The sequence below is a fragment of the Sphingomonas mangrovi genome (assembly GCF_047975845.1).
In the GTDB taxonomy this organism is placed as follows: Bacteria; Pseudomonadota; Alphaproteobacteria; order Sphingomonadales; family Sphingomonadaceae; genus Sphingomonas.
This window is the reverse complement of record NZ_JBIUCZ010000002.1, coordinates 167,206-188,701: the sequence shown is the minus strand read 5'-3', so window position 1 is coordinate 188,701 and position 21,496 is coordinate 167,206. Positions and strand designations below refer to the sequence as shown.

Below are 21,496 nucleotides of genomic sequence, written 5' to 3'. Positions count from 1 at the left end.
GGAGTGATCCTGTGACCGAGCGTACCCTCCACATTGCCGTGCTGATGGGCGGCTGGTCGTCCGAGCGCCCGGTGTCGCTGATGTCGGGCACGGGCATCGCCGACGCGCTCGAATCGCTCGGCCACCGCGTCACCCGGATCGACATGGACCGCGACGTCGCGCTGCGGCTTGCCGAGGCGAAGCCGGACGTGGTGTTCAACGCGCTGCACGGCGCGCCGGGCGAGGACGGCACGGTGCAGGGCATGCTCGACCTGATGGGGCTGCCCTATACCCACTCTGGGCTCGCTACCTCGGTGATCGCGATCGATAAGCAGCTCACCAAGCAGGCGCTGGTTCCGCACGGGATCCCGATGCCCGGCGGCCGCATCGTCCGCACCGAGGAACTGTTCGAGCGCGATCCGCTGCCGCGTCCCTATGTGCTCAAGCCGGTCAACGAGGGCTCCTCGGTCGGCGTCGCGATCGTCACCCACGAGGGAAACTATGGCAACCCAATCGCACGCGACGCGACCGGCCCGTGGCAGCTGTTCGAGGAACTGCTCGCCGAGCCGTTCATCCGCGGGCGCGAACTCACCACCGCGGTGCTCGGCGACCGCGCGCTCGCCGTGACCGAGCTGCGGCCCAAGTCCGGCTTCTACGACTTCGACGCCAAATACACCGAGGGGCTGACTGAGCATGTCTGCCCGGCCGAGATCCCCGAGGACGTTGCCGACGCGTGCAAGGCGATCGCGGTCGCGGCGCACCAGCGCCTCGGCTGCCGCGGCGCCTCGCGCGCCGACTTCCGCTGGGACGACAGCCAGGGCGTCGAGGGGCTGTTCCTGCTCGAGGTCAACACCCAGCCCGGCATGACCCCGCTCAGCCTGGTGCCCGAGCAGGCGCGCGCCGTCGGCATGTCCTACCCGCAACTCGTGCAGTGGATCGTCGACGAGGCCCTCTCCCACGGAGCGAAGCAATGAGCCGCGCCAGTTCCCGGCGTCCCGCGCCCGCGCGGACGGTGAAGCCCAAGCGGCGCCCGCAGCCCAAGCGGCAGCGGCGCGCCTCGATCCTCGATCATGCCGTCGCGCGCGTGCCCGGCGGCGAAGCGACGGTGAAGAAGGCGGCGGCGTGGAGCATCACGCTGGGCGTCGGTGCGGCGGCGATCGCCGCGGCGGGGTGGCTCGGCGTCTTCGGCTTGGTCGGCACCGCGATGGCGGAGGGGATCGGCAGCCTGGGCTTTCGCGTCGCCCAGATCGAGGTGACGGGTCTCAAGCGCATGGACGCCAATTCGGTCTATGCGGTGGCGCTCGACCAGCGCTCGCGCGCGATGCCGCTGGTCGACCTCAACGGCACGCGCGACCGGCTGCTCGAATATGGCTGGATCGCCGACGCGCGCGTATCGCGGCGGCTGCCCGACACGCTGGTGATCGATGTGGTCGAGCGCGATCCCGCGGCGGTGTGGCAGAACAACGGCCAACTGATGCTGATCGATCACAAGGGCGTGCTGCTCGACGAGGTGCCCGCACATGCGATCCCGCGGCTGCCGCTGGTGATCGGCGAAGGCGCCAACGCGCAGGAGCCGGCCTATCAGCGGCTGATCGCCGCCGCGCCCGCGCTCAAGCCGATGGTCAAGGCGGCGACTTGGGTCGGCAATCGCCGCTGGGACCTGCTGTTCCAGTCGGGCGAGCAGCTGGTGCTGCCGGAGGGCGAGGAGGCCGCGGCGCGCGCGCTGGTCCGCTTCGCGCAGATGGACGGGACGATGGGGCTGCTCGGCAAGGGCTATGCGCGCTTCGACCTGCGCGATCCGACCAAGCTGGTGGTGCGCATGGCACCCAATGCCGCGGCGCCGGCGACGGACGACAGCAAGGCCGGCGACGGCGCTGCCGCGCCCGCGAAGGACTCGGGGGATAGCGGCACCGGTAACGGCGTCGGATAAGGGGGCAGGGCGATGGCAAAGACGGCACCGGAAGGACTGATCACCGCACTCGACATCGGATCGTCGAAGATCTCGGCGTTGATCGCGCAGAAGGGCGACGGCGGCGAACTCGTCGTGCTCGGCACCGGCCAGCGCGAGAGCCGCGGCGTCAAGCGCGGCTATATCGCCGACATGAAGGCGACCGAAACCGCGGTGCGCGAGGCGGTCGAGCAGGCCGAACGCATCGCCGGGCTCAATATCGAGGACGTGTGGGTCAGCTTCTCGGCGGGCGGGCTGCTGTCGGACATCGTCAAGCTGGAGGTCGACCTAGGCGGCCACCGGGTCGAACAGTCGGACGTCGACGCGCTGCTCAAGGCCGGGCGCAACGCCATCGACCCCGGCGCGCTGATGGTGATGCATGCGCAGCCGATGCGCTATTCGCTCGACGGGCTGGGCGGAGTGCGCGACCCGATGGGGCTGCACGCCGACCGGCTGGGGGTCGAGATCCACGTCGTCGCCACTGAGGGCTCGCCGGTCCGCAACCTCGACTTGTGCGTCCGCTCGGCGCATCTGGAGGTGAAGTCGATCATCGCCGCGCCGGTCGCGACGGGGCTCGCGTGTCTGTCCGAGGAAGAGCGCGAGCTGGGCGTCGCGCTCGTCGAGATCGGCGCCGGCGTCACCAACGTATCGGTGTTCGCCAACGGCGTGCTCACCGGCCTCGCCTCGATCGCGATGGGCGCGGCCGACATCACCGACGACGTCGCCTCCGCCTTCGGCACCGGACGCAGCCAGGCCGAGCGGCTGAAGTGCTTCTACGGCTCGGCCAACATGAGCCCGCGCGACAACCACGACATGATCGACGTGGCGCCGGTGCGCCCCGACGAGGATGCCGAGGGTACGCGCATCACCCGCGCGCAGCTGATCGCGGTCATCCGCCAGCGGCTCGACCGGCTGATGGCCGAGATCCAGAAGGAGCTGCGCAAGCTCAACTTCGACGATCCGGTCGGGCGCCAGGTGGTGCTGACCGGCGGCGGCGCGGAGCTGAAGGGGATCGCCGACTACGCGCAGCAGGCGCTGGGTCGCACCGTCCGCATCGGCCGCGCCCGCGGGCTGACCGCGCTGCCGGAGGCGCACGCCGGCCCCGGCTTCGCGACGCTGGCCGGCCTTGCGATGTTCGCGGCGTCCGACCCCGTCGACCTGCGCGCGATCCAGCCGACCCACCAGCTGGTCACCCGGCCGAGCCCGATGGCGCTGTTCCAGCGGCTGATGGCGGCCTTTCGGACCAACTATTGAAGATTTGCTACGGATGGTGGCGAACGGGGCTAGAGTCCCCCAAGCCGTTGGTGCAGAAGAAACCAGTTAGGCGGTTGCTGGCCAGCGGCCGGCCCGCTTCGGGAGATCAGGAATGAGCATCGAATTTCTTCCGCCGGACCTCGACGATCTGACGCCGCGCATCTCGGTGATCGGCGTCGGCGGCGCCGGCGGCAACGCCATCGCGAACATGATCCGCGCCGACGTCCAGGGCGTGGAGTTCCTGGTCGCCAACACCGACGCGCAGGCGTTGAAGCAGTCGGACGCGCCGCACCGCATCCAGCTGGGCGTGAAGATCACGCAGGGGCTGGGCGCGGGCAGCCGGCCGGAGATCGGCCGCGCCGCCGCCGAAGAGACGATCGAGCAGGTCCAGGAAGCGCTGCAGGGCGCACACATGTGCTTCATCGCGGCCGGCATGGGCGGCGGCACCGGCACCGGTGCAGCCCCGGTGATCGCCAAGGCGGCGCGCGAGATGGGCATCCTGACCGTCGGCGTGGTCACCAAGCCTTTCTCGTTCGAAGGCAAGAAGCGCTCGCGCTCGGCCGACGCTGGGATCGAGGAGCTTCAGAAGTACGTCGACACGCTGATCGTCATCCCGAACCAGAACCTGTTCCTGATCGCCAACGCCAACACGACCTTCAAGCAGGCGTTCGAAATGGCGGACGAAGTGCTGCAGCAGGGCGTGCGCGGCATCACCGACCTGATGGTCATGCCCGGCCTCATCAACCTCGACTTCGCCGACGTCCGCTCGGTGATGCAGGAGATGGGCAAGGCGATGATGGGCACCGGCGAGGCCGACGGCGACAGCCGCGCGATCGAGGCGGCGCAGAAGGCGATCGCCAACCCGCTGCTCGACGGCGTCTCGCTGAACGGCGCCAAGGGCGTGATCGTCTCGATCACCGGCGGCGACGACATGCGCCTGCTCGAGGTCGACGAGGCCGCGAACCACATCCGCGAGCTGGTCGACGACGATGCCAACATCATCTGGGGCTCGGCGTTCAACTCCGAGCTCGAAGGCAAGATCCGCGTGTCGGTGGTCGCGACCGGCATAGAGGCCGTTGCGCCCAGCGAGGCCGCGGTTCCCACGGCCGACCAGAGCCGTGCGTCCTTCTCCTTCGGCGGCGCCCGTCGTACCGGCGGTACGCAGGCAAGCGAGCCGCAGGCCGCCCAGCCGCAGCCCGAGCCGGCGCCGCAGCCTGCCGCCCCCCAGCCGGCCGCGCCGCAGCAGGCTGCCCCGCAGCCGACTCCCGCCCCGACCCCGGCACCTACGCCTACGCCCACGCCGGCCCCGACGGCGCGCACGGAGGAGGCGGACGAGCTGGTTCTGGGCGCCGAGACGATGGTGCCGGCAGCTGCCGCTCCGACGCCGGCCGCCAAGCCTGCCGGCGACGAGCCGCGCCGCCGCTGGCTGACGCCGGGCAACGAATCGGCATCGGACGACCAGGGCGGCCGCAGCCGTCCGGGCGGCACGCTGTTCGAGCGGATGGCGAACGCCGGCCGCGCCCCGGCGCGGGGCGAGGATGCGGGTAAGGAGCCGCTCGACATCCCCCGGTTCCTGCACCGCCAGAACAACCAGTAATGCCGGACGGCGGAGCGTCGCATGCCGACGCTCCGCCGCTCGCCCACGGCTCGTCGGCCGGATGCGTCGCTTGGTCGCCCGGCCGGCGGCCCGCAATTCCCGTCCGTGGCCCGTGCGTCTAAGGTCGCCGCACCCATGAATCGTCTTTCGAGCATCGGTCGCGGCGCGTTGCTGGCAACGCTGCTCGCGGCATCGTCGCCCGCGTTTTCGCAGGCGATCGTCCAGCAGCCCACGCCGAACGCCGACCGGCTTTCCGCGCAGATGCGCATCCTGGCGACCAACCCCAGCGACCTCGCCGCCTTGATCGAGGCGGGGCGGCTGAGCACGCGGCTGGGCGATCCGGAAGCGGCGGTCCAGTTCTTCGCGCGCGCCGAAAAGGTTTCGCCCGCCGACCCGCGCGTCCTCGCCGGGCGCGGATCGGCGCTGCTGGCGATGGAGCGGCCGGGCGAGGCGCTGCGGCTGTTCACCGCTGCCGAGCGTGCCGGGCTGGCGGCCTCCTATTTCGCCGCCGACCGCGGGCTGGCGCTCGACCTGCTCGGCTATCCCACCAACGCGCAGCGCGACTATCGGTTGGCGCTCGCGAACGAACGAGACGACGAGGTGGTGCGCCGCCTTGCGCTGTCGCTCGGCATCACCGGCGACGCGCGTGCCGCCAACCAGCTGCTCGATCCGCTGCTGCGGCTGAACGACCGCGCCGCATGGCGGGTGCACGCGTGCGTGCTGGCGATGCAGGGCGACGTCGCGGGTGCCGACAAGATCGCGGCGGCGATGCTGCCCGGCTTCGGGGCGCAGCTCGCCCCCTTCTTCCGCCGGCTGCCGTCGCTCGCCCCTGCCGACCGCGCCTTTGCCGTCCATTTCGGGCGGCTCGGTACGACGCCGGCACGCATCGCCGACGCACGGCTTGCCCCCGCGGTCACGCCGCTCCCTCGCGCGGAGGCGCCGGTCGCGGTCGCCGCGGCGGAGACCGCCGCACCCGCCAAGCCCGCGCGGACCCGCCGTCCTTCGGCACGCGAGCGTCGTGCCGCCGCCGCCGCGGCTCGCCGCGAGACCCAGGCGCGGCAGCGCGAGGCCGAAGTCGCCGCGGCGCGTAAGGCCGAGGCGGATCGCGTCGCCCAGGCGGCCGAGGCAGCGCGCGCGGCCGAGGCGGCCCGTGCCGCCGAAGCCAAGCGCGTCGCCGACGCCGCTCGCGCTGCGGAGGCTGCGCGGACCGCACAGGCCGCGGCGGCGGCCGAACAGGCGCGGCGTGCCGAGGCCGAACGCCTCGCCGAAGCGCAGCGCGCGGAGCAGGCGGCGCGGACCGCGGAAGCGCAGCGGCTCGCCGAAGCGGCGCGGCTCGCCGATGCCCAGCGCGCGGCCGCGGCAGCTGCGGCCGAGGAAGCACGCGGCGCGGCCGCGGATGCTCCCGCCCAGGTCGCGAGCGCGCCGACCCCGCCGGTTGCGGCGCACAGCGATGCCGCGGCGGCGGCTGCCGACACCACGCTCGCGACGATCATCCGCAACCTGACGATCCCCGCGACCGAACTGGGGGTCGCGCCGCTGCCCACCGCCGCACCCGCGCCGGGGATTGCCGCGGCGGCGACGACCCCGGCTCCTGTCGCACCCGCGCCGGTGGCCCCGAAACCCGAACCGGCGAAGCCCGTACCTGCCAAAGCCGAGCCGAAGCCCGAGCCGACGAAGGCAGCGGCCAAGGAGGCGAAGTCAGCCAAGGGCAAGGCTGCGGACGACGACGCCAAGACGACGGCCAAGGCGAAGGCGAAAGCGGCCAAGCCCGATCCCGCCAAGCAGAACCCGGCCCGCGAGTGGGTTCAAGTGGCGGGCGGCGCCAACAAGGCGGACCTGCCCAAGGAATATCGCGCGCTCGCCGCCAAGGCGCCGGCGCTCAAGGGGCGGTCGGCGTGGACGACGCCGCTGCGCTTCACCAACCGGCTGCTGGTGGGTCCGTTCAAGACCGACGACGAGGCGCAGGCGTTCGTCAACACGCTCAAGAAGCAGGGTGTAACGGGCTTCACCTGGACCAGCGAGGCCGGTCAGAAGATCGAGCAGCTTCCCAAGTGACCCGCGATCCGGCGCCCTGGGCGGCGAATCCGCAGGCGCACGGCGGGCGCCTGCACCCCGAGGGCGACGGCACCGTCCGCGGCCCGCGCGACGCGTTCCAGCGCGATCGCGACCGCATCATCCACTCGATCAGCTTCCGCCGGCTGCGCCACAAGACGCAGGTGTTCATGGCGCCCGACGGCGACCATTTCCGCGTCCGGCTGACCCACAGCCTGGAAGTGGCGCAGATCGGCCGCGCGATCGCCCGTGCGCTGGGGCTCAACGAGGACCTCACCGAGGCGCTGTGCCTGGCGCACGATATCGGCCACCCACCGTTCGGGCACGCCGGCGAGGATGCGCTAAAGGACGCGCTCAAGGGCGTCGGCGGGTTCGACCACAACGGCCATACGCTGCGCACGCTGACGCTGCTCGACAGCCCCTATCCGCGCTGGCGCGGGCTGAACCTCAGCTGGGACACGCTGGAGGGGCTCGCCAAGCACAACGGGCCGGTGCGCCATCCGGGTTGGGCGCTGGCGGAGGCGGACGCCGCCTTTCCGCTGCGGCTGGGCGAATGGTCGTCGCTGGAGGCGCAGGTCGCCGCGCTCGCCGACGACATCGCCTACGACAACCACGACATCGACGACGGCCTGCGCGCCGGGCTGCTGACCTTCGACCAGATGCTGGGCGTCCCGATCGTCGCCGAGCGTTGGGACGAGGTGCGCGCGCAATTCCCCGACGTCGCGCCCGACCGGCTGGTCGGCGAGCTGATCCGCGCGCAGATCGGCGCGATGGTCAACGACCTGATCGCCGAGACCCGCCGGCGCATCGCCGACTCCGGCGTCGAGAGCGTCGCCGACGTGCGTGCCGCCGGCCGCTGCCTGGTCGGTTTCTCGAACAAGATCCGCGAGCAGGAGCGCACGCTCAAGCGCTTCATGTACGCCAACCTCTATCACCATCCCTCGCAGCTCGCCGCGGCCGACGCTGCGCGGACGGTGGTGACGGGGCTGTTCGCCGCCTATCGCGACGATCCGGCGCTGCTGCCCGACGGCTGGGGCACCGAGCTCCCCGCCGACGAGCCCGGCCGCAGCCGCCACATCGCCGACTTCATCGCCGGCATGACCGACCGCTTCGCCATCGCCCGCTATCGCGATCTGGTCGGCGAGGTGACGCTGCCCGAGGGATTCTAGGCTGCGACTGCGGCCCAGTTTCGTGTTCCCGCGCAGGCGGGAACCCTGGGCCAAGCAGATCAAACGCCCGTCGCGCCCGGACCCCTGGCCTCCCGCCTGCGCGGGAGCACCGACGCGGAATAGCCACGCACGCCACTTTCGTCAGGATGATGGTTCAAGCGGACGCAAATCTGCTCTAGAGCCGCGGCTGTTTACCACCACCGGAACGCCCATGACGCTCTACGCACGCTTTGCCGCCCATCTCGATGCCGCCCTCGACGCGCTGGTCGCGGCGGGCGACCTGCCCGAGGGGCTGGACCGCCGCGCGGTGACCGTGGAGCCGCCGCGCGATCCCGCGCACGGCGATCTGTCGACCAACGCGGCGATGGTGCTCGCCAAGCCGGCGCGCAGCAACCCGCGTGCGCTCGCCGAAAGGCTGGTCGTCGAACTCGACAAGCTCGACGCGGTCGCCGCGGTGTCGGTGGCGGGGCCGGGATTCATCAACCTGACGCTGACCGAGGACACGTGGCGCGACGAGCTGCGCGCGATCGTCGACGCCGGCGGCGACTATGGTCGCTCGACGATGGGCGCGGGGACCCGCGTCAACATCGAATATGTCTCGGCCAACCCGACCGGCCCGATGCACATGGGCCATTGCCGCGGCGCGGTGGTCGGCGACGCGCTCGCCAGCCTGCTCGAGTTCGTCGGCCACGAGGTGATCCGCGAATATTACGTCAACGACGCCGGCGGCCAGGTCGACGTGCTCGCCCGCTCGGCGCACCTGCGCTACCGCGAGGCGCTCGGCGAGACGATCGCGATCCCCGAGGGCCTGTATCCGGGCGACTATCTCAAGCCGGTCGGCGAGGCGCTGGCGGCCGAGCATGGCGCCCGCTTCGTCGACGCGCCCGAAGGCGACTGGCTGGCGATGTTCCGCAAGGAGGCGGTCGCCGCCATGCTCGTCATGATCAAGGACGATCTGGCGCTGCTCGGCATCCACCACGACCTGTTCTCGTCCGAGGCCGAGCTCCAGGCCGCCGGCAAGCCCGAGGCGGCTGAGGCGTGGCTGCGCGAGCGCGGCCTCGTCTACGACGGCGTGCTCGAAGCGCCCAAGGGCGAAACGCCCGAGGATTGGGAGCCGGTCGAGCTGCCGCTGTTCCGCTCGACCCAGTTCGGCGACGACCAGGACCGGCCGATCAAGAAGTCGAACGGCCAATGGACCTATTTCGGCGCCGATCTCGCCTATCACTTCCAGAAAGCGCAGGGCGCCGACCAGCTGATCGACATCTGGGGCGCCGACCATGCCGGCACGGTCAAGCGCATCGTCGCCGCCGTCCAGGCGCTGACCGAGGGCAAGACGCGCTTCGACGTCAAGCTCGTCCAGATGGTGCGGCTGCTGCGCGGCGGCGAGCCGGTGAAGATGTCCAAGCGTGCGGGCAATTTCGTCACGCTGGCCGACGTGGTGAACGAGGTGGGCAAGGACGTCGTCCGCTTCACCATGCTCACCCGCAAGGCGGATGCGCAGATGGATTTCGACTTCGCCAAGGTGGTCGAGGCGTCGAAGGACAATCCGGTGTTCTACGTTCAGTACGCCCACGCCCGCGTCGCATCGCTCCACCGCCGCGCCAAGGAGGCGGGGATCGCGTGCGAGGCCGCCGACCTGTCCCGGCTTGATACGGCCGAGCTGCGGCTGGTGAAGCGCGCGGCGCAGTTCCCGCGGGTCGCGGAGGCCGCAGCCACCGCCCGCGAACCGCATCGCATCGCCTTCTATCTCTATGATCTGGCGGCGGAATTCCACGCGGCCTGGAACGTCGGCAACGACGATCCGTCGCGCCGCACGATCCAGCCCGACGATCCGGCGCTCACCTGCGCGCGGCTTTTCCTGGCCGACGCGATCGGGCAGATCATCCGCAACGGGCTCGGCGTGATGGGGGTCGAGGCCGTCGAGGAGATGCATTGATGGCCGACGGCTTCGCTACCGCTACGCACACGCGCGACGAGGATCGGCTGCCGTGGCTGGAAAGCGCCGACCAGCTTCCGGAGGAGACGGCCTCGCTCGGCCGCGTGCTGCTGCTCGTGGTGGTGGGCATCGCGCTGATCGCCGGCATCGTCTGGGCGGCGCTCAACTTCCGGCCGAGCACGGGCGGCGGTGGCGACGGGTCGATCATCCAGGCCGAGAAGGGGCCGTACAAGGTCAAGCCCGACGAGCCCGGCGGCATGGAGGTCGATGGGACCGGCGACACGGTGTTCGCGACCAGCGAGGGCCGCGATCCCGGTGCCGCCAAGGTCGATCTCGCCAAGGTGCCCGAGGCGCCGGTGGTCGGCCAGCCGGCCCCCGCGCAGGCGCCCGCGGCGCCGCCGTCGGCCGGCGCGCCCAAGGTGGTGGCGGAGGTCCCGGCTCCGGCCGGGCAGCTCCAGGCGCGCGCGCCCGCGCGGCAGGCCGCCGCGGCGCCGGCGCGCACCGCGTCGGGCTCGGTGGTGCAGCTCGGCTCCTTTCCGCAGGCGAGCGTCGCCAACAGCAGCTGGCAGCGGCTGACCAAGCGCTTCGGCTATCTCGGCCCGCTGAGCCCCTCGATCGAGCAGGCGGAGGTCAACGGCAAGACCGTGTACCGGCTGCGCGTCGACGCGGGCAGCGCGGGGCAGGCGGGCGACCTGTGCGGCAAGCTCAAGCTGGCCGGCGAGGCCTGCTTCATCGCACGCTGACGCGCCGGCGGGTGTTCCAGTCGGGCGGCCGAGCGGCTAGGCAGCGGGCATGAAGCCCGTGATCTTCGGCCTGTCCGGCCCCGCCCTCACCGACGACGAAGTCGCCTTCTTCCGGGACGCAGCCCCGGCAGGGTTCATCCTATTCGGCCGCAACGTGGTCGACCGGCCGCAGCTGCGTGCGCTGACCGATTCGCTGCGAACGCTCACCGGCCGCGACGACCTGCCGATCCTGATCGACCAGGAGGGCGGGGCGGTCGCGCGGATGAAGCCGCCGGAATGGCCGGCCTTTCCCGCCGGCGCTGCCTTCGCCCGGCTCTACGAGGTAGCACCCGCCTCGGCGATCGAGGCCGCGCGCGCCAATGCCGAGGCGATCGGCCACACGCTGGCCGAGGTCGGCATCACCGTCGACTGCCTGCCGCTGCTCGACGTGCGCCAGCCCGACACCACCGCCGCGGTCGCCGAACGCACCTATGGTGCCGATCCGCTGCAGGTCGCCGCGATCGGCCGCGCCGTGCTCGACGGGCTCGCCCGTGCCGGCGTGGTCGGGATCGTCAAGCACATGCCCGGCCACGGCCGTGCGGTGGTCGACAGCCATCTCGAACTGCCGGTGGTCGACGCCGATGCGGCGGCGCTGGAGCAGGACGTCGCGCCGTTCCGCACGCTGGCCGGCGCGCCGATGGCGATGACCGCGCACGTCGTCTACCGCGCCTGGGACGCCGAGCGCCCCGCCACCCTGTCGCCTAGCGTGATCGCCGGGGTGATCCGCGGTCGCATCGGCTTCGACGGGCTGCTGATGACCGACGACATCGACATGAAGGCGCTGTCCGGCAGCGCGGGCGACAAGGCCGCCGCCGCGATCGCCGCCGGCTGCGACCTGGTGCTCGACTGCTGGGCGCGCATGGACGAGATGGTCGAGATCGCCGGCCGTCTGGACGCCATCGCGCCGGAGAGCCTTGCACGCCTCGACCGCGCGATGGCGAGCGTCCTGAGGCCTGCAAACGTCGGCGATGTTGCGGCGCTGCTCGCCAAGCGCGACGCGCTGCTGGCCCTCGCCTGACGTCGCCCGGCGCGTCATGGCGACGTGCGTCCGCAGGACGAAGCGCGCCGCGCCCTCTGGCCATCGGCCCCGCAAGCCTGTCTAACGGCGCGATGGAAGCCGGTGCCGACGACGACACGCTGACGGTGGAGGTGGAGGGCTGGGAAGGCCCGCTCGACCTGCTGCTGGCGCTCGCGCGGACGCAGAAGGTCGACCTGCGCGAGATCTCGATCCTCAAGCTGGTCGAGCAGTATCTCGCCTATGTCGAGCAGGCGCGCGCGCTGAAGCTGGAACTGGCGGCCGATTATCTGGTGATGGCGGCGTGGCTCGCCTTCCTGAAATCCGCGCTGCTGCTGCCGCGCGACCCGGAGGCGCAGCCCGATCCCGAGGAATTGGCGTTGCGGCTCCAGCTGCGGCTCGAACGCCTGAACGCGATGCGCGAGGCCGGCGCCCGCCTGCTCGCGCGCGACCGTATCGGTCGCGACGTATTCGCACGCGGCAGGCCGGAGGGGCTGCGCGTGCTGCGCCGGGCGATCTGGCAGGCGGAGATCTTCGAACTGGTCGCCGCCTATGGCCGGGTGAGTGCGCGGACGCGGCCGGTGCTGCACATCGTCCAGCATCGTGCCGTGATGACGCTGGAGACCGCGATCGAGCGGGTCGCCGCGATGCTCGGGACCCGGCTCGACTGGACCGAACTGGAGCGCTTCCTGCCCGAGGATGCCGACGCCGCCTTCCGCCGTTCGGCGCTCGCCTCCAGCTTTCTCGCCGCGCTGGAACTGGCGCGGCAGGGCAGGGTCGAGATCGACCAGAGCGGCCCGTTCGCGCCGCTGCGCATCCGGGCGATCCGATGAGCGGCGCGCCCGACGAACTGGTGCGCGCGGTCGAGGCGGTGCTGTTCGCCGCCGAAGCGCCGATGAGCGTCGCCGCGATCCGCGCCTATGTCGGCGAGGGGGCGGAGGTGCCGCGCGCGCTGGAGCAACTCGCGGCGGACTATGCCGGCCGCGGCATCGGCCCGGTGCGGCGCGGCGACCGCTGGCATTTCGAAACCGCGCCGGATCTCGCCCGCTTCCTGCGCCGCGACCGGGAGGAGCCGCGCCGGCTGTCGCGTGCCGGCATCGAGACGCTGGCGATCGTCGCCTATCACGAGCCGGTCACCCGCGCCGAGATCGAGGCGATTCGCGGCGTGCAGGTGGCCAAGGGCACGCTCGACGTGCTGATGGAGGCGGGTTGGGTGCGGCCGGCGGGGCGCCGCGAGGTCCCGGGACGCCCGCTCACCTACGCCACCACGCCCGAATTCCTGACCCATTTCGGGCTGCGCAGCCGCCGCGATCTGCCGGGAATCGACGACCTGCGCGCTGCGGGATTGCTCGACCCGGTCGACGTTGCGCTTGCGGGCGAACTGGAAAGCGGCGACGAGAGCGACTAAGTGGGCGGCAACGTAACGGAGACGCGACATGGGTGGTCTTAGTATCTGGCATTGGCTGATCGTCGGGATCATCGTGCTCCTGCTGTTCGGCAAGGGTCGGTTTTCCGACATGATGGGCGACGTGGCCAAGGGTCTGAAGAGCTTCAAGAAAGGCATGGCCGAGGACGAGGACGAGGTGCCGCCGGCACGCCCGACGCGTCTGGAGCAGCGCAGCGACGTCGATCGCGCCTACGACCGCGACGTGACGCCGCTCGAGCGCGAGCGTGAGGCGGAGCGCCTGCGCGAAGCGGACCGTCTGCGCGAGGCCGATCGCCTTCGTGAGGCCGATCGCCTTCGTGAGACCGACCGTCTCCGCGACGCCGACCGCTGATCCGACCTTTGCGGGCGCGCCCGGCGCGCCCCTCGACCCGAACGGGCGCTTGAATGTTCGATATCGCTCCGACCGAGCTGATGCTGGTGGCCGTCGTCGCGCTGCTGGTGATCGGCCCGAAGGACCTTCCTAAGGCAATGCGCTTCGTCGGGCAGTGGGTCGGCAAGGCGCGCGGTGTCGCGCGCCAGTTCCGCTCCGGCTTCGACGCGATGGTGCGGGAGGCGGAACTCGCCGAGATGGAAAAGAAATGGGCCGAGGAAAACGCCCGCATCCTGCGCGAGCATCCTGCGCTGCCCGCGTCGGATAGCGACTCCGCGAATGCGGCGGAGCCGCGCGAGGGCGGTACGTCGCCGGACGCAGTCCCGGACGGGGCAGTGCCGCAGGAGACGCCGGTGACGGTCGAGCAGCCGCGCATCGTCCCCGCCGGTGAGGACGACCGTCCGGATGCGCCCGCGGTCGACGGAAAGGCCCCGTCGTGAGGGACATCGACGACAGCCAGGCGCCACTGCTCGACCATCTGATCGAGCTTCGTCGGCGGCTCCTCTATTCGCTGATCGCGGTGGCGATCGCATTCGGCGCGTGCTTCTATTTCGCCGAGGATATCTTTGCGTTTCTCGTCCAGCCACTGCTCGCGGCGGGGCAGAAGCGGATCATCTTCACCGAGATCTTCGAAGGCTTCTTCGTCCAGGTGAAGGTCGCGTTTTTCGCGGCGATGATGCTGTCCTTCCCGGTGATCGCCAACCAGCTGTGGCAGTTCGTCGCGCCGGGACTCTACCGGTCGGAGAAGAAGGCGCTGCTGCCCTTCCTGCTCGCGACTCCGGTGCTGTTCCTGATGGGGGCGGCACTCGCCTATTACGTGACCATCCCGGTCGCGCTGCACTTCCTGCTCGGCTACCAGGGGAATCTGGGCGGCGTGCAGCAGGAGGCGCTGCCCTCGGTCGCCAATTATCTGTCGTTCGTGATGCAGTTCCTGTTCGCGTTCGGGCTGGCGTTCCTGCTGCCCGTGTTGCTGATGCTGCTGGAGCTCGCCGGGATCGTCACGCGCGTGCAGCTGGTCGGCGCGCGACGCTATGCCATCGTGGCGGCGTTCGCGATCTCGGCGGTACTGACTCCGCCCGACGTCGGGTCGCAGCTGCTGCTCGCGATCCCGCTAGTGCTGCTCTACGAAATCGCGCTGATCGGCATCTGGTTCACCGAGCGCAAGCGCGCCCGCAACGAACCGCCCGAGGAAAACGAACAGGCCGAGGCGTAAGGCGTCAGGGGGCGGCGAGTGTCGCCGCCTTCTGGACCAGCGCGGCGAAGCGCGGCTCGTCGATCGGGGCGGCCGGATCGTTCCAGCTCGCCGCCAGTGCATACCAACCGCCCGTCTTCGCCTGCAGCAGCAGCGTCATGTTGAGCACGCCGGGCTCCGATCCGCCCTTGTAGCCGATCCAACCCCAGCGCGCGGCCGCCGTCGCTGTGATGCCGGGGTTCTTTGACAGGATTGCACGCAGCTCGGCGCCTTGAGCGCCTTCGCTGTGGCGCCGCAGCCAGTCCATCGTTCGCACCAGATCTTCGGGTGAGGCGAACCACTCGATCGTGGCGATGCGGATCGGCTTGCGGTCCTGGAACAGCGCGGCCGGGATCGCCGACACCGGTGCCTTTGCGACCGGACCGGCGAGCAGCGCACGGCGCCCGGCCACGTCCGCGGCCTCGAACCGCCGCCCGAGCGCGCCGCCCTGCACTCCCTTGAGCTTGAACATCTCCAGCGTGGCGAGGAACGGCATGTTGCGCCCCTTCGCGTCGCGGAAGCCAATCACCGGCAGCATCGCCTCGACCTTTTCACGGCCGAGATGGCGCAGCAGAATGTCGGTCGCCGAATTGTCGCTGACCGAGATCATCTGCGTGGCGAGTTCGCGCAAGCTCACGCGGGTGCCCGCAGGTTTCTGCGTGTAGCCGCCGCCGGGCAGACCGGTGCCGTCGAGCGTCACGACATCGTCCCAGCGCCGCTCGCCGGCATTGGTGGCGCGCACCAGTTCGGCGAGAATCACCAGCTTGAACGCCGACCCGATCGCGAGTGGTGTCGTCGCGTTGTGCGCCGCCAGCGTTCTGGGCGCGTCTCCGTCGAGCTTGGTCAGGGTAAAGCCGGTGGTGCCCGGCAGCGTCTTCAGCGCGGCGACGACCGCCTCGACGCTCGCTTCGGCCGCCTCGCGCGGTTCGGTGCGGGTGATCAGCAGCCCAGTCACCTGGTGCGGCGCGGCCGGGTCGACGACGATCTGGCCGGTGGCGATGCCGCGTTCGAACCCGAGCCGGAAGTCGGCGATATGCGCGGTGCGCGGCGTCAGCGACTCGATGCCGGTTGGTTTGCCGTAGCCGGTCTGCAACTGTGCGCAGAGCTGACGGAACGCGGCTTCGGAAACATCTGCGCGGAAGTTGGGCGCGAAATACTCCGCATAGGCGACGCCGCCGCCTACCGCCGCGGCCAGCGTGTCGGCGCGCTGGCGAAGCTCCTGGGAGGCGGTCACGGGCGCCGCTGCCGGAGCGGGGGGTGCATCCTGCCCCGACGCGGCGGCCGGGGCCGCCACCAGCGCCAGGGCAGCCGGCGCAGACCGCCACCCGAACCGTGCCCACGTCGTTCGTTGCATCGACAGACCCCCCGTGGTTGCGGGGCGGAGGCTATCAAGCGCCGCTGGGGTCCGCCACAGCTATCACGCGTCGATCACTTCCTCGTCGAGCCGCGCGGCATTCTCCTGGATGAAGGCGAAGCGATGGGCGGGGTTGTTGCCCATCAGCCGGTCGACCAGGTCCTTCACCCCGGCACGTTCCTCATATTCCTGCGGCAGGGTGATGCGGATCATCGAGCGGGTCTTGGGATCCATCGTCGTTTCGCGCAGCTGCTGCGGGTTCATCTCTCCCAGCCCCTTGAAGCGCGCAACCTCGACCTTCTTGCCCTTGAACGCGGTGCGCTCCAGCTCGGCGCGATGCGCGTCGTCGCGCGCGTAGAGGCTCTTGGCGCCGGCGGTGAGGCGATAGAGCGGCGGCTGGGCGAGATAGAGGTGCCCCTGGCGCACCAGGTCCGGCATCTCCTGGAAGAAGAAGGTCATCAGCAGCGTCGCGATATGCGCGCCGTCGACGTCAGCGTCCGTCATGATGACGATCCGCTCGTAGCGCAGATGGCTGGGGTCGCAGTCCTTGCGCGTGCCGCAGCCCAGCGCCTGGATCAGGTCGGCGATCTCCTGGTTCGCCAGGATCTTGGCGCTGGTGGCGGACGCCACGTTCAGGATCTTGCCGCGGATCGGCAGGATCGCCTGCGTCTTGCGGTCGCGCGCCTGCTTGGCCGAACCGCCGGCCGAATCGCCCTCGACGATGAACAGTTCGGTGCCCGCCGGATCGTCGGCGGCGCAGTCGGTAAGCTTGCCCGGCAGGCGGAGCTTCCTGGCCGAGGTCGCGGTCTTGCGCTTGACCTCACGCTCCTGCTTGCGGCGCAGGCGCTCGTCCATCCGCTCCAGAACATAGCCGAGCAGCGCACGGCCGCGCTCCATGTTGTCGGAGAGATAATGGTCGAAATGGTCGCGCACCGCCTTTTCGACCAGCGCGGTCGCCTCGGGCGAGGTCAGCCGGTCCTTGGTCTGGCTCTGGAACTGCGGATCGCGGATGAACACCGACAGCATCACCTCCGACCCGGTGAGCACGTCGTCGGGCGTCAGGTCCTTGGCCTTCTTCTGCCCCACCAGGTCGCCGAAGCCGCGCAGGCCGCGGACCAGCGCCTGACGCAGCCCCTGCTCGTGGGTGCCGCCGTCCGGCGTCGGAATGGTGTTGCAGTACCAGCTGTAGCTGCCGTCGCTCCACAGCGGCCAGGCCACCGCCCATTCGACGCGGCCCTGCGCGTCGGGGAACTCCTGCGCGCCGGCGAAGAAGTCGGACGTCGCGCATTCGCGGGCGCCGACCTGCTCGCGCAGATGGTCGGCAAGGCCGCCGGGGAACTGGAACACCGCCTCGGCCGGCGTGTCGTCGGAGATCAGCGCGGGCGCGCAGCGCCAGCGGATCTCGACGCCGGCGAACAGATAGGCCTTGGACCGAACCAGCTTGTGCAGCCGCGCCGGCTTGAACGGCATGTCGCCGAAGATCTCGGTGTCGGGCGTGAACGCGACCGAGGTGCCGCGCCGGTTCGGGGTCGCGCCGACATGCTCCAGCGAACCGAGCGTCTGCCCGCGCGCGAAGCGCTGGCGGTAGAGCTGGCGGTCGCGCGCGACCTCGACCACCGTGTCGGACGACAGCGCGTTCACCACGCTGATGCCGACGCCGTGAAGGCCGCCCGAGGTCGCATAGGCCTTGCCGGTGAACTTGCCGCCCGAGTGCAGCGTCGAGAGGATCACCTCCAGCGCCGATTTGTCGGGAAAGCGCGGGTGCGGATCGACGGGGATGCCGCGGCCGTTGTCGACGATGGTCAGGCGATTGCCTTCGTCCAGCGTCACCTCGATGCGGTTGGCGTGGCCGGCGACCGCCTCGTCCATCGCGTTGTCGAGCACCTCGGCGGCGAGGTGGTGCAGCGCCCGCTCGTCGGTGCCGCCGATGTACATGCCGGGGCGGCGGCGAACCGGCTCCAGCCCTTCGAGCACCTCAATCGACGAGGCGTCGTAGCTGTCGGCGGGGGTGGCGGTGGAGGGGGAAGCGAACAGGTCTTCGGCCATGGAACAGCTATAGTACGCGGGGGAGCCCGGCGCAAAGCGCGGTTCCTTTGCGGGGCATCGTGCGTTGGGGTGGCATGATGGCATTGCTTCTAGACCTCGCGAACATTCTCGGCGGCTTCCTGCTGGCGATCGCTCTGCTGGCGCGGCTGCCGCGCGTGGGTGACGATCTGCGCGCCGGCGCTGCCAAGCTCGGGCCGTTCGGCTGGATCGTCGGCGTCGTCGCGCTGGTAACCGGCGGCTACTACCTGCTGGTCCACATGACCTCCGGCCCGCACGTGTTCCACTTCGAGGTGGTGGCGATCGCGGTCGGCGTGGCGCTGCTGTGGGACCGACTGCACGGGCGCACGACCGATCGGGCACCGGCGTCCTCGGGAAGCGGTGCCGGGCTGCTGCTCGCGATCCTGGGCATCCTCGCCATCGTGGTGGGGTTGCAGGGGCTGTTCACCCCGGACTGATCGTGCCGCCGCGGACGCGGTGAGGGGCGGGGACGCACGGACGGACGATGTTTCATTGTGTGTCCGGGGGAAAGCACGCGCGGTGCCGGCGTTCTCCCAGCCTAACCGAAGTGACCAGAACTGGACCCCATCCGATGCGAACCCTTTCCGCCGTGCTTTTCGGCGCCTCCACGCTCGTCCTCGCCGGCCCGGCGCTCGCGCAGGAGCAGGCCGACTGGACCGGCCCCTATGTCGGGGTAAGCGCCGGCCTGGACCTGCAGGGGAGCGACGGCGGCGACCCGATCCAGTTCGATACCAACCTGGACGGCACCTACGGCGACACGGTGCGCACCGGTGCCGGCGCCGACGCCTTCTCGCCGGGCTTCTGCGGTGGCCGCGCGCTCGCGGCGACGCCGACGGGCTGCAACAAGGACAGCGACCGCGTCGGCTACTCGGCACAGGCCGGCTACGACATGCAGTTCGGCAACATCGTCGTCGGCGCGGTCGGCGAGTTCGGCAAGTCGAACATCCGCGACTCGTCGAGCGCGTACAGCACGACGCCCGCGCGTTACGCCTTCACGCGCGACATCGACTGGAACGCCGCGGGCCGCCTGCGCGCCGGCTATGCCCTCGGCAACACGCTGCCCTACATCACCGGCGGTGCGGCGCTGGCGCGCGTCGATCGCGGGTTCGAGACGAGCAATGCGGCGAACAGCTTCACGCTCGATCGCCAGAAGCGCAACGCCTGGGGCTACACCGTGGGCGGCGGCCTGGAGCAGCGCGTCGCCGACAATTTCTCGATCGGCGTGCTCTACACCTACACCAGTGTGGACGATCAGAGCCCGACGGTCGCGGTCGGCCCGGGTACGGCACCCGCGACCAACCCGTTCCTGCTGGTCAACAGCGCGGGCACCGACATGCGCCGCGGCGACGACCGCTTCGACTGGCACAGCGCGCGCGTGACCGCCGCCTTCCGCTTCTAAGCCGGCGCAGACGAGAAAGGGGCCGCCGGCACATGCCTGCGGCCCCTTTTCCATGCCCGCGATTACCGCTGGAGCGCGTCGGCGAGTGCGGTGTGGAACGCGGTCGGATCCTCCACCATCGGCGAATGGCCAAGCGTCGGCAGCCGCACCAGCCGACCGCGCGGCAACGCCTTCACGGCGGTTTCCGCGGCTTCGGGCACGGTGCGAACCTGGTCGCGCACCGCCTCGGGTGCGGTGTTGGCGCGGAAGGCGGTCTTGTCCTTCTGCCCGATGAGGAGGGTGACGGGGGGCTTCACCTGCGGCAGCTCGGCGGCGATTGGCTGCGTCTCGATCATGTCGGACAGCCGCGCCTGCGCCTCACGCACCTTGGCGCCGTCCGCGCCGGCATATTGCCCGGCGAGCATGTCCACCCAGCGGTCGTACGCCGGTCGCCAGGTGCCGTGATAATAGACGCGCTGCTGGTAGCGTTTGATCGACTCGCGATCGGTCTTCGTCTCTTCGGCGCGCAACGCGTCGAGCGGGGTGTAGGGCACGCCCTCGGCCAGCGTGTCGTTCAGCCCCAGCGGGTTCACCAGCACCAGCTGCGACACACGCTCCGGATAGAGCAGGGCGAAGCGGGTCGCGAGCACGCCGCCGGTCGAATGGCCGACCAGCGCGATCCGCTGGACGCCGGCCTGATCGAGCAGCCCTGCCGTCAGCTGCGCCAGCGCGTGGAAGCTGTACTGGAAGCCCGCAGGCTTGGAGGATTTGCAGAAGCCGATCTGGTCCGGCGCGATCACGCGATAGCCGCGGACGGCGAGATCGCGGATCGTCTCGCCCCAGGTCGCCGCGCAGAAGTTCTTGCCGTGGAACAGCACCACGGTGGTGCCGTTCGCCTTCGCCGTCGGCGCCACGTCGAGATAAGCCATGCGCACGGCATCGCCCTGCGCCTGCGTTGCGAACCAGTTGAGGGGATAGGGATAGTCGAACCGTTCGAGGTCGGCGCCGTAATCCGGCGTCGCTTGCGCCAGCGCGGGAAGCGGCGCGGCCAGCATCGCCAGCGCCAGTGTCCAGCCCATCGATCGCATCCGCATTCTCCCGTCTTCGCGTCCTCCCCAAAAGCGATCGCTCCGGAAGCGGGTTCCGGGGCGATGCCAATCTCGAAAGTCGCTTAGCGGACGCGCGGGCCGCCATAGGGCAGCGGCGGCGGCGGGCGCCGGTCGCGGCGCGGCAGCTGCGCCTGATAGGCGTGGCCGCAATGCTCGACGCAGTACGGGAAGCCCGGGTTCACCTTGTCGCCGCAGAAGTGGAAGTCCGGCTCGCCCGGATGGCCGATCGGCCATTTGCAGATGCGGTCGTTCAGGTCGAGCAGCGAGGTCTTGCCGGCGATCGCCTCGCTGGGGCGCGCGGGCACCAGCCGGCGGGGCGGGGCGGGGGCGATCGGCGCACTGTTCTCGCCGGGGTTCTGGCGCAGGAAGCCGCCGGGGCCGACCGAGCGCAGCTCGGGGCGGGGCGTAGGCGCTTCGGGCTCGGCCGGCTCGGCAGCCGGAGCGCGGGCGGGCGGCGGCGGAGGCGGGGGCGGTGCGGCACGCGCCGGCTCGGGCGCGCGCGCCGGTGCGGGCTTGGGCGCCGCGGCAGGCGTCGGGGCAGGAGCGGCCGGTGCCGGCGCCGGAGCCGGTGCCTCGGTGGCCGCGGCCGCCGCAGCCTTCTTGGCTTCGGGATCGTTGGCGCGCACGGGCGACGGGCGCGACTGGAGCCCCAGCCGGTGCGCCTTGCCGATGACCGCATTGCGGCTGATACCGCCCAGCTCTTCCGCGATCTGGCTGGCCGTCTGTCCGGCCTCCCACATCTTGGCCAGCGTGGCGATGCGTTCCTCGGTCCAACTCATTCGTCGTCGTTCCCCACTCATGGTCCGGCGCG

At 70.9% G+C, this 21,496-nt stretch carries 19 protein-coding genes and 1 pseudogene; 16 read left to right on the top strand and 4 right to left on the bottom strand.

Annotation, left to right across the window (positions count from 1 at the left end; genetic code table 11):
- The first annotated feature begins 11 nt into the window (after positions 1-11).
- From ACBY01_RS02325 to tatC, 14 genes and pseudogenes are all read left to right on the top strand, one after another.
- A complete protein-coding gene (locus ACBY01_RS02325) occupies positions 12-953 on the top strand; it encodes a D-alanine--D-alanine ligase (protein ID WP_416459148.1) in 942 nt (313 codons plus the stop codon).
- Positions 950-1,909, top strand: a complete 960-nt coding sequence (locus tag ACBY01_RS02320; RefSeq protein WP_416459147.1) for a cell division protein FtsQ/DivIB — start codon at positions 950-952, stop codon at positions 1,907-1,909. The genes ACBY01_RS02325 and ACBY01_RS02320 overlap by 4 nt, the downstream gene beginning before the upstream one ends.
- 12 nt (positions 1,910-1,921) lie before the next feature.
- On the top strand, positions 1,922-3,181 hold the full coding sequence (ftsA, locus tag ACBY01_RS02315; protein WP_416459146.1) for a cell division protein FtsA: 1,260 nt from the start codon (positions 1,922-1,924) through the stop codon (positions 3,179-3,181).
- 112 nt (positions 3,182-3,293) lie between these two features.
- Positions 3,294-4,778, top strand: a complete 1,485-nt coding sequence (gene ftsZ, locus ACBY01_RS02310; RefSeq protein ID WP_416459145.1) for a cell division protein FtsZ — start codon at positions 3,294-3,296, stop codon at positions 4,776-4,778.
- 135 nt (positions 4,779-4,913) lie between these two features.
- Positions 4,914-6,833: an SPOR domain-containing protein gene (locus ACBY01_RS02305; RefSeq protein WP_416459144.1), complete on the top strand. Its 1,920-nt coding sequence runs from the start codon at positions 4,914-4,916 to the stop codon at positions 6,831-6,833.
- The gene (locus ACBY01_RS02300) at positions 6,830-7,999 is read left to right on the top strand and encodes a deoxyguanosinetriphosphate triphosphohydrolase (protein WP_416459143.1); all 1,170 of its coding nucleotides are present in this window, start codon (positions 6,830-6,832) and stop codon (positions 7,997-7,999) included. The genes ACBY01_RS02305 and ACBY01_RS02300 overlap by 4 nt, the downstream gene beginning before the upstream one ends.
- 211 nt (positions 8,000-8,210) lie before the next feature.
- Positions 8,211-9,935, top strand: coding sequence for an arginine--tRNA ligase (gene argS / locus ACBY01_RS02295; protein WP_416459142.1), 1,725 nt, complete (start codon positions 8,211-8,213; stop codon positions 9,933-9,935).
- Positions 9,935-10,678, top strand: coding sequence for an SPOR domain-containing protein (locus tag ACBY01_RS02290; protein ID WP_416459141.1), 744 nt, complete (start codon positions 9,935-9,937; stop codon positions 10,676-10,678). Before argS ends, ACBY01_RS02290 begins: the two co-directional genes overlap by 1 nt.
- Positions 10,679-10,727: 49 nt before the next feature.
- Positions 10,728-11,735: a beta-N-acetylhexosaminidase gene (gene nagZ, locus ACBY01_RS02285; protein ID WP_416459140.1), complete on the top strand. Its 1,008-nt coding sequence runs from the start codon at positions 10,728-10,730 to the stop codon at positions 11,733-11,735.
- Positions 11,736-11,827: 92 nt separating this feature from the next.
- Positions 11,828-12,565 (top strand): segregation and condensation protein A, encoded by a 738-nt coding sequence (locus ACBY01_RS02280; protein WP_416459139.1) that lies wholly within the window; start codon positions 11,828-11,830, stop codon positions 12,563-12,565.
- A complete protein-coding gene (scpB, locus tag ACBY01_RS02275) occupies positions 12,562-13,140 on the top strand; it encodes an SMC-Scp complex subunit ScpB (RefSeq protein WP_416459138.1) in 579 nt (192 codons plus the stop codon). The genes ACBY01_RS02280 and scpB overlap by 4 nt, the downstream gene beginning before the upstream one ends.
- A gap of 28 nt (positions 13,141-13,168) precedes the next feature.
- A pseudogene (locus tag ACBY01_RS02270) lies at positions 13,169-13,349 on the top strand (twin-arginine translocase TatA/TatE family subunit); the annotation flags it as partial.
- 214 nt (positions 13,350-13,563) lie between these two features.
- Complete coding sequence (gene tatB / locus ACBY01_RS02265) at positions 13,564-13,989, top strand: Sec-independent protein translocase protein TatB (RefSeq protein WP_416459137.1); 426 nt, start codon at positions 13,564-13,566, stop codon at positions 13,987-13,989.
- On the top strand, positions 13,986-14,762 hold the full coding sequence (gene tatC / locus ACBY01_RS02260) for a twin-arginine translocase subunit TatC (RefSeq protein WP_416459136.1): 777 nt from the start codon (positions 13,986-13,988) through the stop codon (positions 14,760-14,762). The genes tatB and tatC overlap by 4 nt, the downstream gene beginning before the upstream one ends.
- 4 nt (positions 14,763-14,766) lie before the next feature.
- On the opposite strand, the gene ACBY01_RS02255 is transcribed toward tatC, so the two are convergent.
- Positions 14,767-16,014, bottom strand: a complete 1,248-nt coding sequence (locus ACBY01_RS02255) for a serine hydrolase (protein ID WP_416459135.1) — start codon at positions 16,012-16,014, stop codon at positions 14,767-14,769.
- A gap of 183 nt (positions 16,015-16,197) precedes the next feature.
- Positions 16,198-18,180, bottom strand: a complete 1,983-nt coding sequence (parE, locus tag ACBY01_RS02250) for a DNA topoisomerase IV subunit B (protein ID WP_416459134.1) — start codon at positions 18,178-18,180, stop codon at positions 16,198-16,200.
- Positions 18,181-18,254: 74 nt separating this feature from the next.
- Here parE and ACBY01_RS02245 point away from each other — a divergent pair, with 74 nt between their 5' ends.
- Positions 18,255-18,635 (top strand): hypothetical protein, encoded by a 381-nt coding sequence (locus tag ACBY01_RS02245; protein WP_416459133.1) that lies wholly within the window; start codon positions 18,255-18,257, stop codon positions 18,633-18,635.
- 134 nt (positions 18,636-18,769) lie between these two features.
- Complete coding sequence (locus ACBY01_RS02240) at positions 18,770-19,597, top strand: outer membrane protein (RefSeq protein WP_416459132.1); 828 nt, start codon at positions 18,770-18,772, stop codon at positions 19,595-19,597.
- Between the two features lie 62 nt (positions 19,598-19,659).
- On the opposite strand, the gene ACBY01_RS02235 is transcribed toward ACBY01_RS02240, so the two are convergent.
- Together ACBY01_RS02235 and ACBY01_RS02230 are read right to left on the bottom strand one after the other, a co-directional pair.
- Positions 19,660-20,655: an alpha/beta fold hydrolase gene (locus ACBY01_RS02235; RefSeq protein ID WP_416459131.1), complete on the bottom strand. Its 996-nt coding sequence runs from the start codon at positions 20,653-20,655 to the stop codon at positions 19,660-19,662.
- A 92-nt stretch (positions 20,656-20,747) separates the two neighbouring features.
- On the bottom strand, positions 20,748-21,464 hold the full coding sequence (locus ACBY01_RS02230; RefSeq protein WP_416459130.1) for a GcrA family cell cycle regulator: 717 nt from the start codon (positions 21,462-21,464) through the stop codon (positions 20,748-20,750).
- Positions 21,465-21,496: the final 32 nt, after the last annotated feature.

Excerpts from the sequence above, each read along its gene's own strand:
- nagZ (WP_416459140.1), top strand. The coding sequence starts at position 10,728 with ATGAAGCCCGTGATCTTCGGCCTGTCCGGCCCCGCCCTCACCGACGAC.
- ACBY01_RS02245 (WP_416459133.1), top strand. The coding sequence starts at position 18,255 with ATGATGGCATTGCTTCTAGACCTCGCGAACATTCTCGGCGGCTTCCTG.
- ftsA (WP_416459146.1), top strand. The coding sequence starts at position 1,922 with ATGGCAAAGACGGCACCGGAAGGACTGATCACCGCACTCGACATCGGA.
- ACBY01_RS02320 (WP_416459147.1), top strand. The coding sequence starts at position 950 with ATGAGCCGCGCCAGTTCCCGGCGTCCCGCGCCCGCGCGGACGGTGAAG.
- ACBY01_RS02305 (WP_416459144.1), top strand. The coding sequence starts at position 4,914 with ATGAATCGTCTTTCGAGCATCGGTCGCGGCGCGTTGCTGGCAACGCTG.
- ACBY01_RS02280 (WP_416459139.1), top strand. The coding sequence starts at position 11,828 with ATGGAAGCCGGTGCCGACGACGACACGCTGACGGTGGAGGTGGAGGGC.
- parE (WP_416459134.1), bottom strand. The coding sequence starts at position 18,180 with ATGGCCGAAGACCTGTTCGCTTCCCCCTCCACCGCCACCCCCGCCGAC.
- ftsZ (WP_416459145.1), top strand. The coding sequence starts at position 3,294 with ATGAGCATCGAATTTCTTCCGCCGGACCTCGACGATCTGACGCCGCGC.
- ACBY01_RS02235 (WP_416459131.1), bottom strand. The coding sequence starts at position 20,655 with ATGGGCTGGACACTGGCGCTGGCGATGCTGGCCGCGCCGCTTCCCGCG.
- ACBY01_RS02240 (WP_416459132.1), top strand. The coding sequence starts at position 18,770 with ATGCGAACCCTTTCCGCCGTGCTTTTCGGCGCCTCCACGCTCGTCCTC.
- scpB (WP_416459138.1), top strand. The coding sequence starts at position 12,562 with ATGAGCGGCGCGCCCGACGAACTGGTGCGCGCGGTCGAGGCGGTGCTG.
- argS (WP_416459142.1), top strand. The coding sequence starts at position 8,211 with ATGACGCTCTACGCACGCTTTGCCGCCCATCTCGATGCCGCCCTCGAC.
- ACBY01_RS02230 (WP_416459130.1), bottom strand. The coding sequence starts at position 21,464 with ATGAGTTGGACCGAGGAACGCATCGCCACGCTGGCCAAGATGTGGGAG.
- tatB (WP_416459137.1), top strand. The coding sequence starts at position 13,564 with ATGTTCGATATCGCTCCGACCGAGCTGATGCTGGTGGCCGTCGTCGCG.
- ACBY01_RS02290 (WP_416459141.1), top strand. The coding sequence starts at position 9,935 with ATGGCCGACGGCTTCGCTACCGCTACGCACACGCGCGACGAGGATCGG.